The organism is Roseateles sp., assembly GCF_044373315.1.
Taxonomy (GTDB): domain Bacteria; phylum Pseudomonadota; class Gammaproteobacteria; order Burkholderiales; family Burkholderiaceae_C; genus JACDQM01.
Window position 1 is genome coordinate 1 of record NZ_JBILQK010000092.1, and the last position, 12186, is coordinate 12186.

The 12186-nt window shown below is 70.0% G+C and carries 11 protein-coding genes, 1 pseudogene and 1 riboswitch; of the genes and pseudogenes, 11 read left to right on the forward strand and 1 reads right to left on the reverse strand.

Going from position 1 to position 12186, the window contains the following annotated elements; all coding sequences use genetic code 11:
• Positions 1–916 (reverse strand): M20/M25/M40 family metallo-hydrolase (locus tag ACIQ67_RS16490; protein WP_397535466.1); only part of this gene is annotated, 916 nt, incomplete at its 3' end.
• 38 nt (positions 917–954) lie between these two features.
• On the opposite strand from ACIQ67_RS16490, the gene pth reads away from it, so the two are divergent.
• The 11 genes and pseudogenes from pth to ACIQ67_RS16545 all read left to right on the forward strand — a co-directional run.
• Entirely contained in the window at positions 955–1620 is a 666-nt protein-coding gene (gene pth / locus ACIQ67_RS16495; RefSeq protein ID WP_397535467.1) for an aminoacyl-tRNA hydrolase, read from the forward strand.
• Positions 1621–2060: 440 nt separating this feature from the next.
• Positions 2061–2306: riboswitch (cobalamin riboswitch) on the forward strand.
• A gap of 135 nt (positions 2307–2441) precedes the next feature.
• Positions 2442–4307, forward strand: a complete 1866-nt coding sequence (locus ACIQ67_RS16500; RefSeq protein WP_397535468.1) for a TonB-dependent receptor plug domain-containing protein — start codon at positions 2442–2444, stop codon at positions 4305–4307.
• Between the two features lie 3 nt (positions 4308–4310).
• Entirely contained in the window at positions 4311–4877 is a 567-nt protein-coding gene (gene cobU, locus ACIQ67_RS16505) for a bifunctional adenosylcobinamide kinase/adenosylcobinamide-phosphate guanylyltransferase (protein ID WP_397535469.1), read from the forward strand.
• 5 nt (positions 4878–4882) lie between these two features.
• The gene (locus ACIQ67_RS16510) at positions 4883–5803 is read left to right on the forward strand and encodes an ABC transporter substrate-binding protein (protein WP_397535476.1); all 921 of its coding nucleotides are present in this window, start codon (positions 4883–4885) and stop codon (positions 5801–5803) included.
• Complete coding sequence (locus ACIQ67_RS16515; protein ID WP_397535470.1) at positions 5803–6813, forward strand: FecCD family ABC transporter permease; 1011 nt, start codon at positions 5803–5805, stop codon at positions 6811–6813. Before ACIQ67_RS16510 ends, ACIQ67_RS16515 begins: the two co-directional genes overlap by 1 nt.
• Positions 6810–7586 carry an ABC transporter ATP-binding protein gene (locus ACIQ67_RS16520; RefSeq protein ID WP_397535471.1) on the forward strand — a complete coding sequence of 259 codons (777 nt, stop codon included), beginning with the start codon at positions 6810–6812 and terminating at the stop codon, positions 7584–7586. The genes ACIQ67_RS16515 and ACIQ67_RS16520 overlap by 4 nt, the downstream gene beginning before the upstream one ends.
• 8 nt (positions 7587–7594) lie before the next feature.
• A pseudogene (locus ACIQ67_RS16525) lies at positions 7595–8913 on the forward strand (cobyrinate a,c-diamide synthase).
• Positions 8888–9457 (forward strand): cob(I)yrinic acid a,c-diamide adenosyltransferase, encoded by a 570-nt coding sequence (cobO, locus tag ACIQ67_RS16530; protein WP_397535472.1) that lies wholly within the window; start codon positions 8888–8890, stop codon positions 9455–9457. Before ACIQ67_RS16525 ends, cobO begins: the two are co-directional and overlap by 26 nt.
• Positions 9454–10392, forward strand: a complete 939-nt coding sequence (cbiB, locus tag ACIQ67_RS16535) for an adenosylcobinamide-phosphate synthase CbiB (RefSeq protein WP_397535473.1) — start codon at positions 9454–9456, stop codon at positions 10390–10392. The genes cobO and cbiB overlap by 4 nt, the downstream gene beginning before the upstream one ends.
• A complete protein-coding gene (locus ACIQ67_RS16540) occupies positions 10389–11450 on the forward strand; it encodes an aminotransferase class I/II-fold pyridoxal phosphate-dependent enzyme (protein WP_397535474.1) in 1062 nt (353 codons plus the stop codon). The genes cbiB and ACIQ67_RS16540 overlap by 4 nt, the downstream gene beginning before the upstream one ends.
• Positions 11447–12186: cobyric acid synthase (locus ACIQ67_RS16545; protein ID WP_397535475.1), on the forward strand; the 740-nt coding region annotated here is incomplete at its 3' end. The genes ACIQ67_RS16540 and ACIQ67_RS16545, both read left to right, overlap by 4 nt.

Sequence of the window (12186 nt, forward strand, 5' to 3'; positions counted from 1 at the left end):
TGCCGCACTTGAAGGCCAGCACCTCGATGCTGTTCCAGCCGAACACCCGCTCAGCCGGCGTCAGCCCCGGCTCGCCCCAGTCGACATCAATCGCCGGCCCACCGGGCTCGCCCGGTTGAACGCCGGCAAGGGCCTCGCGCACCGCAGCCGGCACGGGCGGTGGACGCAAAGCCTCGACGCGGATCACGCCGCGTGAGTCCACGATGCTGTGGATGGCCGCCGCCAGCTGCACGCCCGGATTGGCCAGCAAGCCGCCCCAGTTGCCGGAGTGATGGGCGCCGTTGCGCAGTTCCAGCTCCAGATCGAAGTTCATCACCCCGCGCGAGCCCAGGAACAGCGTGGGCTGAAGCTGGCTCAAGCGCGGGCCATCGGAGGCGATGAAGACGTCGGCCGCCAGCTGCGCCGCGCGCAACTCGCACTGCTTCTTGAGGCCGGGCGAGCCGACCTCTTCGCCCATCTCGAACAGCCACTTGACGTTGAAGCCTAGCCGGCCGCGTGACTGGAGCACCTGGCCCAGGGCCTGCAGATTCACGCTGTGCTGGCCCTTGTTGTCGGCCACACCGCGGCCGTACCAGCGACCATCCTTGGCCTCCAGCGACCAGGGCGAAGCGGCCTTGCGCCACTTGCTGTCGTCGCCCGGCACCACATCGCCATGGCCGTACATCAGCACGGTCGGCAAGGCTGCGGCCTCATGGCGTTCGGCAAACAGCATGGGCGGCGCGCCGTCCACCGGATTGGCCCAGTCCTCGCAGACAAACCCCATGGCCTCCAGCTCGGGGCGCAGCTCCTCGTCGAGATAACGCCTCAACTCAGGCGCCCGCTCGCGGTTCTGGCTCTCCGTGGGAATGGCGACGCGACGCGTCAGCGTGCGCTGCAGGGTCGCCAGATCGCTCGTTTCGACAAGTGATGTGTCCATGGCCGGATCCTAAGGCAGCGTCGATAATCGCCGCCATCATGATTCGACTGATTGTTGGCCTGGGCAACCCCGGCACTGAATACGAAGACACGCGCCACAACGCCGGCTTCTGGTGGGTGGACACGCTGGCGCGCCGCCTCGGCACCAGCCTGCAGGTCGAGCGCAACTACTTCGGACTGGTGGCACGCGTCAACAACGCGCCGGGCGCTTCAGGCCCGATCTGGCTGCTGGAGCCGATGACCTATATGAATCTGTCGGGCAAGTCGGTGGCAGCGCTGGCGCGCTTCTTCAAGATCGCGCCCGAGGAGATTCTGGCCGTGCACGATGAGCTCGACCTCGCGCCCGGCGAGATGAAGTTCAAGCAGGGCGGCGGCAACGGCGGCCACAACGGCCTGAAGGACATGCAGGCCCAGCTCGGCTCGCCTAACTTCTGGCGTTTACGTCTTGGCATCGGCCATCCTGGCGTCAAGGCCGAAGTAGCAGCCTATGTGCTGCGCAAGCCGCCGCTGTCGGAGCGCCAGGCGATCGAGGACTGCATCGCCAAGTCGCTGGACGCGGCAGAGCTGCTGTTCAAAGGCGAGATGGACAAGGCGATGATGAAGATCCATGCCAAGCCGCCACGCCCCAAGCCACCGAAGCCGCCCAAGCCCCCCGTCCCCGAAGGCGCTGCGCCGGCTGACAGCGACAAGGAAACCAGCACATAAAAACCGCGCTTTCCCCGGGCCGCGTCATCACCCTGATGGCGCTTGGCAGCACGGCGTTGGCGCAGACAGAAACCCGCAGCACGCCGCTGTACCGCTGCGGCCCCGACGGCCGCGACCTGCGCGACGCCCCCCTGCCCTGACGGCAAGCCGGCGCAGGACCTGAAGTACGAGCAGCCCAGCGCCGCCCAGGCGCGTGAGGCCCGTGAACGCGCCCAACGCGAGCGCAAGCAAGCCGACGCCATGGAACGAGAGCGGCTCAAGAATGAAGCCGCCGCGCGCCGCAACGCCGCGCCGGCCGTCGGCATCCGCGGGCATCGCAGCGAGCCCCCGTCGCTGCAAGCGCGCCCAAGGACGGCAAGAGCCAGCCGCCAAAGCCCAACAAGGTCAAGCGTGTCGAAAAGCCCAAGTCGGCTGCAAACGACAAGCCCAGCCGGCAACAGCAATAGAATCAAGCCGTTGGTGCTCGTGCAGACATTGCGTCTGTGCAGTTAAACGGGAATCAGGAAGGTGCGCCTCATCGAGGCAATCCCAACCTGAGCTGTCCCCGCAACGGTAAGTGGACGAAGCGGCTTTGTTTTTTGCTTCCAGTCCCTGCACATCGATCCACTGGCGCTCGCCAAGCGCTGGGAAGGATGCAGGGATGAAGTCCACCAGCCCGGATACCGGCCAACACGTGATGGGTCTGCGCTCTGGCGCCGACCTGTCGTTTCACAGGGGCCTGCGGGGAAGCTGGCGCCTGGACAAATCGATGGGTCCTTTCTCTCATGACTGCAAGTTTCCGACGCGCACCGCGTCGCTGCGCCCCTGTTCGCGTCACGTTCATGCGTGCCGCCGTCTTTACCCTGGCGCCGCTGGCGCTGGCCCTGCCGGCCCAGGCACAACAAACTGCGGGCAATCGCCTCGACCAGGTCGTCGTCACCGCCTCGCGCATGCCGCAGCGCCTGGGCGATGTGCTGGCTGACCTGACGGTGATCAGCCGTGCCGAGATCGAGCGCCAGGCCTTCGGCTCGGTGGCCGACCTGCTACGCAATGCCGGCTGTGCCGAGCTGGTCCGCAACGGCGGCCCGGGCAGCACCACCTCGCTGTTCCTGCGCGGTGCCGACAGCCGCCACACCGTCGTGCTGCTGGATGGCGTGCGCATCGATTCGCAATCCACTGGCGGCGCCTCCTGGCAGGCCATCCCGCTGGCCAACGTCGAACGCGTGGAGGTGCTGAAGGGCCCAGCCAGCGCAGTCTATGGCTCGGATGCCGTCGCCGGCGTCGTGCACATCATCAGCCGCAAGTCGAATGGCAAGAGCGCCGCCCCCCGCCTGGAACTTGGCGCCGCCTACGGCAGCCTGTCCTCCATCAAGGCCGATGCAGCCTTGAGCGGCGGCAATGCACGGTTCGACTACATGCTGACGGTGGCCGCCGAAGAGAGCAAGGGCTTCAACGCCACCACCCCACAGTCCGCCTTCTCCTATGTGCCCGATATCGACGGCTGGAGCAACTACAGCAGCACCTTGCGCCTGGGCAGCACGGTCGCCAGCGGTCACCGCGTCGAACTGCTGGCCCTGGTCGCGCGCACCGATGCACAGTACGACGGCTCGTCGTCGCGCCCGACGGTCGATGATCACGCGATCCAGAACAACCGCGCGCTGCGCGCCAGCTGGGCCGCGCAGTGGAGCGACGCACTGCGCACCGAGCTGAGCGTCGGCGACGGACGCGACCGCTACGAGACCACGCCCTCGCCCTATCTGACCGAGACCACGCTGCGCAATGTGGCGCTGCTGGGCTCCTACCGTCTGAGCCCGACGCAGCAGCTGAACTTCCAGCTCGAGCGCAGCGAAGACCGCTTGCTCAATTCCGGCCTGCGCACAGGCGGCAACGATCAGCGCAGCCAGAACGCCGCCGGGCTGGGCTGGCTCTACCAGGGCCAGCGCTTCGATCTGCAGGCGCATGCACGCCACGACGACTACAGCGAGTTCGGCGGCGTCAACACCGGCACGCTGGCCGGCGGCTTCAAGCTGATGGACGGGCTGCGTGCCTACGCCTCGCTGGGCAACGCCTTCCGCGCGCCAACGCTGTACCAGCGCGGCAGCATCTACGGCCCCGACCTCGGCAAGCCTGGGGTTGCAGCACTGGAAGCCGAGCGCGGCCGCAACCGCGAGCTCGGCCTGCGCTGGGACGGCGGCGGTTACGAGATCGGTGCCACTGCCTACCTGAACAAGATCAGCAATCTGATCGTGTTCGGTGCGGCGGGCAGCTGCAACAGCAGCTTCGGCTGCTACCAAAACGTCGCCCGTGCCGAGCTCAAAGGCCTGAGCCTTTCGGGCTCGGCGCAGCTGGGCATCGTGCGCCTGAGCGGCACGCTGGACTTCAGCTCGCCCAAGGACGCAAGCACCGGCCTGCTGCTGGCCCGCCGCGCCGAGCGCCATGGCACGCTGCGCGCCGAAACCACGCTGGGCAACTGGCTGCTGGGCGCCGCGGTGCAGGCCTCGGCACAGCGCTGGGACAACGCCGCCAACACGCGCAAGCTGGGCGGCTACGGGCTGGCCAACTTCGATGTGCAGTACCGCCTCAGCCCGCAGCTGCGCCTGCAGGCCAATCTGGACAACGCCTTCGACCGCGAGTACCAGACAGCCTACAGTTACCAGCAGGCCCCGCGCACGCTGTTCCTCGGCCTGCGTTTCACACCGGCGAACTGAGCCATGCAGGCAGCGGCGCGCCACCAGCTGGTCGTCGGCGGCCAGCGCAGCGGCAAGTCGCGCCAGGCCGAGCGCCTGGCGCTGGCCTGGCTGCGCGAGCAGCCGGGTCGCAGCGTGACGCTGATCGCCACCGCCGAAGCGCATGACGCGGAGATGCGCGAGCGAATTGCCCGCCACCGCGCCGAGCGCCCGGCTGGCGTGGAAACGGTGGAAGAGCCGCTGCAGCTGTGCGCCGCACTGCGCGCGCAGGCCGCGCCGCAGCGCCTGCTGGTGGTGGACTGCCTGACGCTGTGGCTCGCCAACTGGCTGATGCCCATGCACGGCGCGGCGCGCCGCGAAGCCTGGCTTGAGGAATGCGCGGCGCTGGACGCGCTGCTGCCGCAGCTGGCCTCGTCGGTGGTCTTCGTGTCCAACGAGGTCGGCTGGGGCGTGATGCCGATGGGGCGCGAGGTGCGTGCCTATGTGGACGATCTGGGGCGACTCAATCAGCAGATTGCGCGCCGCTGCGCCACGCTGACCCTGATGGTGGCTGGGCAGGCCTGGAGCCGGCCCGTGGAGGAAAAAGGATGAGAGCAATGCTTCGTCGCCTGGGGCTAGTGCTGCTGGCTGCCGCACTGGCGCACAGCGCGGGCGCCCAGGCCGTGACGCTCAAGGACGACCGCGGCCAGGCCGTCACGTTGCCCGCCGTTCCCAAGCGCATCGTCAGCCTGCTGCCTTCGCTGACAGAGACCGTTTGCGAACTCGGCGAGTGCGCGCGTCTGGTCGGCGTGGACCGCTTCTCCAACCACCCAGCCGCCGTACTGGCACTGCCCAAGGTCGGCGGGCTGGACGACACCAGCGTCGAAGCGATCCTGGCGCTGCGTCCGGATCTGGTGCTGTTGAGCATTTCATCGCGCCTGACCGAGCGCCTGGAGGCGCTGGGCTTGAAGGTGATCGCGCTGGAGCCCAAGACCCATGCCGACGTGCAGCGTGTGCTGGGCACAGTGGCGCAGGTGCTCGGCAGAGGCGACGAAGCGCGCCGCGTCTGGAACCGCATCGATGGCGCCATCAAGCACGCCGCCGCCAGCCTGCCGCCAGCGGCGCGCGGGATGAGCGTCTATTACGAGGTGGACAGCGCGCCCTATGCCGCCGGCACCAGCTCCTTCATCGGCGAGACGCTGGCGCGCCTGGGTGCACGCAACATCATCCCGCCCGAGCTGGGGCCCTTCCCCAAGATCAATCCCGAGTTCGTCGTGCGCGCTGACCCGCAGCTGATCATGGTCGGCCAGCGCAATGCGCCCGGCCTGCCGCAGCGCCCCGGTTGGAGCGGCATGCGCGCGGTCAAGGACAAGAAGATCTGCGTCTGGCTGCCGGCTGAATCGGATGTGCTGGTGCGCCCCGGCCCGCGCATGGCCGAGGCCGCGGCGCTGATGGCGCGCTGCCTGCGCGACGCGGCGGCCGGCCCGGTGACCTGGCCCAGCGTGGCATTCACCGCGCCGCCCGGAGGCATGCGCTGATGAGCCCGGCTCTGCGCCGCCGGCGCAACCGCCAGCTGCTGCTGGTGCTGCTGCTGCTCAGCGCCCTGCTGCTCCTGCTGGGCCTCTCCACCGGCAGCACCGGCTTCTCGCCCTGGTTCTCGCAGGACGAAACCATGCGCAAGATCCTGTGGGAGATCCGCGCCCCGCGATCGATCGGCGCCTGGCTGGCCGGTGCATTGCTGGCGCTGGCCGGCGCGATCGCGCAAGGCCTGTTCCGCAATCCGCTGGCCGACCCCTATCTGCTGGGCTGCTCGGCCGGCGCCTCGCTGGGCGTGGCGGCGCTGCTGTTCGCGCTCGGCTTCTCGCCCGCGGCTACCGCGCTGGCGCTGCGCCTGGGAATGACCGGCGCCGCCTTTGCCGGCGCGGTGCTGGCCGTCTTGCTGACGCTGCTGCTGGCGCGCGGCGTCGAGCAGTCGCTGCGCCTGCTGCTGGCCGGCGTGATCGTCGGCGTGGTGCTGGGTTCGGCCTCCAGCCTGCTGACCTTGGCCAACCCCGACATGCTGCGCGCGATGCAGGCCTTCATGCTGGGCAGCACCGGTTTCCTGGGCTGGAACGCGGTGGCCATCATGGCCGTGGTGCTGCTGGCCACACTGGCCCTGGCGCTGGCCTGCAGCAAGACACTGGATGCGCTGACCCTGGGCGAAGCCACCGCGCGCTCGCTGGGTCTGCGGCTGGCGCTGGTCCGCCTGCTGCTGATTGCCGCCCTCACGCTGGCCACCGGCGCCGCAGTGGCGCAGTGCGGTCTGATCGCGTTTGTCGGCCTGGTCGCGCCGCATCTGGTGCGCAGCTGGGCGCCCACCGCGCATGGCCAGCTGCTGCTGGCGGCACCTCTGGCGGGCGGCACTCTGCTGCTGGCCTCGGACATCCTGGCGCGCTGGCTGATCGCGCCGCAGGAACTGCCGGTCGGCGTGATCACCGCGCTGCTGGGCGGCAGCTATCTGCTGTGGCTGATGCGCAAGCGCAGCCAGGGCCAGGGGATCGGCTTATGAGCACCGGACCCTCGTTCCCAACCTTGTCACTGCGCCTGCAGTCGCTGCGCCTGGGTGGCCGCGAGGTGCTGCAGGGCTTGCAGCTGAGCCTGGACCAGGCGGGCTGGACGGCCATCGTCGGCCCCAACGGCGCCGGCAAATCCACACTCTTGCGCGCCCTGGCCGGCCTGCTGCCTTTCGATGGCGAGCTGCAGCTGCAGCAGCGCCCCTGGGCCAGCTGGAGCCACCGCGAGCGCGCCCGCCAGATTGCCTGGCTGGGCCAGAACGAGAGCAGCACCGACGAGCTCAGCGCCTACGAGGTGGTGATGCTGGGCCGCCTGCCGCACCAGGCCTGGCTGGCCCCGCCGAGTGCAGCCGACCATGCCGCGGCCCGCCAGGCCATGGAGCAGACGCAGTGCTGGGACTGGCGCGAGCGTCCGCTTGGCCGGCTTTCCGGCGGCGAGCGCCAGCGCGTTCTGCTGGCGCGTGCGCTGGCGGTGCAGTCGATGCTGCTGCTGATGGACGAGCCGCTGGCCCATCTGGACCCGCCGCATCAAAGCGACTGGGTGGAGATCGTGCGCGGCCGTGCCGGCTGCGGCGCCGCGGTGGTCAGCGTGCTGCATGAGCTGAACATCGCCTTGCAGGCAGACCGCCTGGTGGTGATGGACGCCGGCCGCATCGTGCACCAGGGCGCGCCGTCCGACCCGGCCACGCACGCGGCATTGCAGCAAGTCTTCCAGCAGCGCCTGCTGATCCTGCAGGTGCAGGACCGCTGGCTGGCGCTCAACGCTTGAAGGACGGCATGCCAAGCTGCCCCGCCCTGATGGTCAGCGCGCCAAGCTCCGGCGCCGGCAAGACCAGCATCACCGCGGCGATTGCGCGCCATGCGCGCAACAAAGGCAAGCGGGTGCGCGTCTTCAAGACCGGCCCCGACTACCTCGACCCCATGGTGCTGGAGCGCGCCAGCGGACAGCCGGTCTATCAGCTCGATCTCTTCATGGGCGGACTGGCGCATTGCCAGCAGCTGCTGGCCGAAGCCGCAGAGAACGCCGACCTGATCCTGGTCGAAGGCGTGATGGGCTTGTTCGACGGCCAGCCCAGCAGCGCCGACCTGGCCGCGGCCCTCGGGCTGCCGGTGCTGGCCGTGATCGACGCCTCTGCCATGGCCCAGACCTTTGCCGCGCTGGCCGTCGGCCTGCAGACCTACCGCCGCGACATCCGCCTGTGTGGCGTGGTGGCCAACCGCGTCGGTAGCGAAGCCCATGCCCGCATGGTGGCTGAAGGGCTGCCGGAAGACCTGCCCCTGGTGGCAGCGCTGCCGCGCCGGCAAGACCTGACCCTGCCGGAACGGCATCTGGGCCTGGTCCAGGCCCTTGAACTGCCTGAGCTGGACGCGCAGCTGGACCGCTGGGCGCAGGCCTGGGGCCAGGCTTCGGGCGGTTTCACCTTCCAGCCGGTGCGCTTCGACATCGAGGCGGAGCCCGCCCTGCCGCCGCTGCTCAAGGGCCACCGCATCGCGGTGGCGCAGGACGCCGCCTTCTCCTTCATCTACCCGGCCAATCTGGACTGCCTGCGCGCGATGGGCGCAGAAGTGCTGAGCTTCTCACCCATCCGTGGTGAGGCCTTGCCCGCCTGCGATGCGCTGTGGCTGCCCGGTGGCTATCCCGAGCTGCATGCACAGGCCCTGGGCGCCAATCCGCACTTCTTTGCTGACCTGGCCAGCCATCTGGCGGCGAGCAAGCCGCTGCTGGCTGAGTGCGGCGGCATGCTGGCCCTGGTCCAGGGCCTCAGCGATGTCGAGGGCTGCGTGCAGGCGATGGCGGGCCTGATGCCAGGGCACGCCCGGATGCAGCGCCAGCTGGCCGCGCTGGGCTGCAGAAACTCGCCTGGCCCGAGGGCGAGCTGCGCGGCCACACCTTCCACTACTCGCGGCTCGACACGCCGCTACAGCCCATCGCGCAGGCCAGCAACCCCAATGGCGGCAAGGCCGCCGAGGCGCTTTACGCCCATGGCTCGCTGCGCGCCAGCTACGTCCATCACTACTTCCCGTCCAACCCTGAGGCCATTGCGGCCTTCCTTGCCGGCCATCAGCCCCATGCAGATCATCCCGCCCCCCACTGAGCGCGAACGCATCATCCCCACGGCCGAACGCCGCGGCCTGATCCTGGTCCACACCGGCGACGGCAAGGGCAAGAGCACCGCCGCCTTCGGCCTGGCGCTGCGCGCCCATGGCCGCGGCAAGGCGGTGAAGATCTACCAGTTCATGAAGGTACCCAGTGCCCGCTTCGGCGAGCACCGCATGTTCGAGCAGCTGGGCGTGCCCATCGAAGGCCTGGGCGACGGCTTCTCGTGGAAGAGCAAGGACCTGGAGCACAGCGCGCAGCTGGCGCGCGACGGCTGGGCGCGCGCCGAGGCCACGATACGCGCCGGCGAGCATTTCCTGGTGGTGCTGGACGAGATCATGTATCCGCTGCGCTATGGCTGGCTGCCGCTGGAGCCGGTGCTGCAGGCGCTGCGTGAGCGGCCGGCCCATGTGCATGTGGTGCTGACCGGCCGCAACGCGCCCGAGGAGCTGATCGAGCTGGCCGACACCGTCACCGAGATGGCGATGGTCAAGCACCACTTCAAGGCCGGCGTGCCGGCGCAGCGCGGGATCGAGGATTGAGCACGCTGCCTCTGCTGCTGCCGCTGGCCATGCTGGCTGCGCTGGCGGTGGACCGCCTGTTCGGTGAGCCACCGGTCTGGGCCCATCCGGTGGTAGGCATGGGCCGCTTTCTGGACCTGTTCGGCGCGCCGCTGGCCCTGATGCCGCCCGGCCAGGCCTTTGCCGGCGGTGCGCTGGTCTGGCTGCTGGGGGCGCTGCTCAGCGCGGCCCTGGCGCTCACACTGGAGATCCTGCTGATGCAGGCGCTGCAGCCCTGGGCCTCGGCCGCGGGCCTGCTTGCCTGTGCACTGGCCTTGGGCCTGCTGCTCAAGCCGCTGCTAGCCTGGGCCATGCTGGTGGGCGAGGTGCGCGCTGTCGAGGCGGCACTGCAGCGCTCGCTGTCTGAAGGCCGTGCGCAACTGGCCCGCCTGGTGAGCCGCGACACCGCGGCGCTGGATGCCACGCAAGTGCGCGAGGCTGCCATCGAGACCCTGGCCGAGAACCTCAACGATTCGGTCATCGCGCCGCTGTTCTGGTTTGCGATCGCCGGCCTGCCCGGCGCAGCCGTCTACCGCTTCGCCAACACCGCCGATGCCATGTGGGGCTACCGCGACCACCGCGAGTGGGCCGGCAAGTTCGCGGCGCGCGCCGACGATCTGCTGTCCTGGCTGCCGGCACGCCTGAGCGCGCTGGCCCTCCTGGCGGCGCGGCCAGCACTGCTGCCCCGCCTGGCCGGCGAGGCACGCCGCACGCCCTCGCCCAACAGCGGCTGGCCGATGGCTGCCATGGCGCTGCGCCTGGATCTGAAGCTGGGCAAGCCCGGCGTCTATCAGCTCAACAGCAGCGGCGCGCAGCCCGGCCCCGGCGATGTAGCCCTGGCCTGCCGCTGCGCCGCGCAAGCCATGCTGCCCGGCATCGCCTGCACGGCCCTGCTGGCCTGGGGCTTGCGGGTATGAGCGTGTCGGGAACTCCGCTGACCGCGGCGCCGCTCAAGCGCCCGCAGCTGCTGCTGCCGGTGCATGGCGGGCCTGACGGCGGGCCGGCCATCGCGCACGATTTCTCCACCAATGCCAACCCGCTCGGCCCGCCGCCGGCCCTCTGGCAGGCCGTGCTGGCCGCCGACCGCAGACGTTATCCAGACCCCAGCTACCGCGCGCTGCGTGAGCGCCTGGGCGCAGCGCATGACCTGCCACCAGCGCGCGTGCTGCCGGCTTCCGGCGGCGCCGAGGCGATCCGCCGGCTCAGCCTGGCCGCGCTGCTGCAGGGCAGCCGCGAGGTCTGGGTGCCAAACCCAGGCTTCGGCGACTACGCGCTGGCGGCGCAGGCCCTGGGCCTGGCTGTGCGCCCCTATGCCGACAGCGACGCCCTGATCTACGGCCTGCGCGAGCCGGCCCTGGTCTGGATCTGCGAGCCCTGCAACCCCAGCGGCGCCAGCCTGTCGCGCGAGGAGTTGCAGCGCATCGCCCGCGCAGCGGCCCGTTGCGGTGCGGTGCTGGCTGTAGACCGCGCCTACGAGCCCTTGCGTCTGCAAGGCCGGGCGGCCGAGCTGCCGCCGGGCTGCTGGCAGCTGCATTGCCCCAACAAGGCGCTGGGCCTGACGGGCGTGCGGGCCGCCTACCTGCTGGCGCCGGCAGAGGATGCCTGGTGGGCACGCCTGCTGTCGCTGGCACCCAGCTGGGTGCTGGCGGCAGAGGGCGAGGCGCTGCTGCAGCATTGGCATCACAGCAGCACGCTGGAGTGGCTGGACTGCAGCCGGCGCCAGCTGCGCGACTGGAGTGCCGCGCTGCAGCAGCAGCTGGCGCGGCTGGGCTGGACCCAACAGCCCAGCGTCACGCCCTTCTGGCTGGCCCGGCCGCCTGGCGGCCTGCCGATGGATCTGCGCAGCCGCGGCATCAAGCTGCGTGAGGCCGCGTCCTTGGGCCGCCCCGGCTGGTGGCGCATCGCCGCGCAGCCTCCGGACTCACAACAGGCGCTGCTGCAGGCGCTGCAAGCCAAGGCGAAGGACCTCGCATGAACAACAAGCCTCAGCAAGCCCGCGCTGTGATGGTGCTGGGCACCACCAGCGGCGCCGGCAAGAGCTGGCTGGCCACCGCGCTGTGCCGCTGGTATGCCCGCCAGGGTCTCAAAGTGGCGCCATTCAAAGCGCAGAACATGAGCAACAACGCGCGGGTGGTGGCCGGCCTGGATGGCCGCATGGGCGAGATCGGCAGCGCCCAGTACTTCCAGGCCCTGGCCGCGCGCCGCGTGCCCGAGGTGCGCATGAACCCGGTGCTGCTCAAACCGGAGGCCGACACGCGCAGCCAGGTGGTGCTGCTGGGCGAGGTGAACGAAGAACTCGGCGCCATGCCCTGGCGCGGCCGTAGCGAGCGCATCTGGCCGACGGCGCGCGCCGCCTTGCACGAGCTGATGGCCGAAAACGATGTGGTCGTGATCGAAGGCGCAGGCTCGCCGGCCGAGATCAATCTGCACGCCAGCGACTACGTCAATATGCGCACCGCGCTGGAGGCCAAGGCCGCCTGCCTGCTGGTGAGCGACATCGACCGCGGTGGCGCTTTTGCCCATCTCTACGGCACCCACCAGCTGCTGCCCGCGCACGAACGCGCGTTGATCCGCGGCTTCGTGCTGAACCGCTTCCGCGGCGACGCGGCGCTGCTGGCCCCCGGGCCCGAGCAGTTGCAGGCGCTGACCGGTGTGCCGACAGTGGCGGTGCTGCCGATGTGGCGCGGCCACGGACTGCCCGAGGAGGACGG

What these genes read in the sequence shown, in the direction of transcription:
- pth (WP_397535467.1), top strand. Translation starts at nt 955, where the DNA reads ATGATTCGACTGATTGTTGGCCTGGGCAACCCCGGCACTGAATACGAA.
- ACIQ67_RS16500 (WP_397535468.1), top strand. Translation starts at nt 2,442, where the DNA reads ATGCGTGCCGCCGTCTTTACCCTGGCGCCGCTGGCGCTGGCCCTGCCG.
- cobU (WP_397535469.1), top strand. Translation starts at nt 4,311, where the DNA reads ATGCAGGCAGCGGCGCGCCACCAGCTGGTCGTCGGCGGCCAGCGCAGC.
- ACIQ67_RS16510 (WP_397535476.1), top strand. Translation starts at nt 4,883, where the DNA reads ATGCTTCGTCGCCTGGGGCTAGTGCTGCTGGCTGCCGCACTGGCGCAC.
- ACIQ67_RS16515 (WP_397535470.1), top strand. Translation starts at nt 5,803, where the DNA reads ATGAGCCCGGCTCTGCGCCGCCGGCGCAACCGCCAGCTGCTGCTGGTG.
- ACIQ67_RS16520 (WP_397535471.1), top strand. Translation starts at nt 6,810, where the DNA reads ATGAGCACCGGACCCTCGTTCCCAACCTTGTCACTGCGCCTGCAGTCG.
- cobO (WP_397535472.1), top strand. Translation starts at nt 8,888, where the DNA reads ATGCAGATCATCCCGCCCCCCACTGAGCGCGAACGCATCATCCCCACG.
- ACIQ67_RS16540 (WP_397535474.1), top strand. Translation starts at nt 10,389, where the DNA reads ATGAGCGTGTCGGGAACTCCGCTGACCGCGGCGCCGCTCAAGCGCCCG.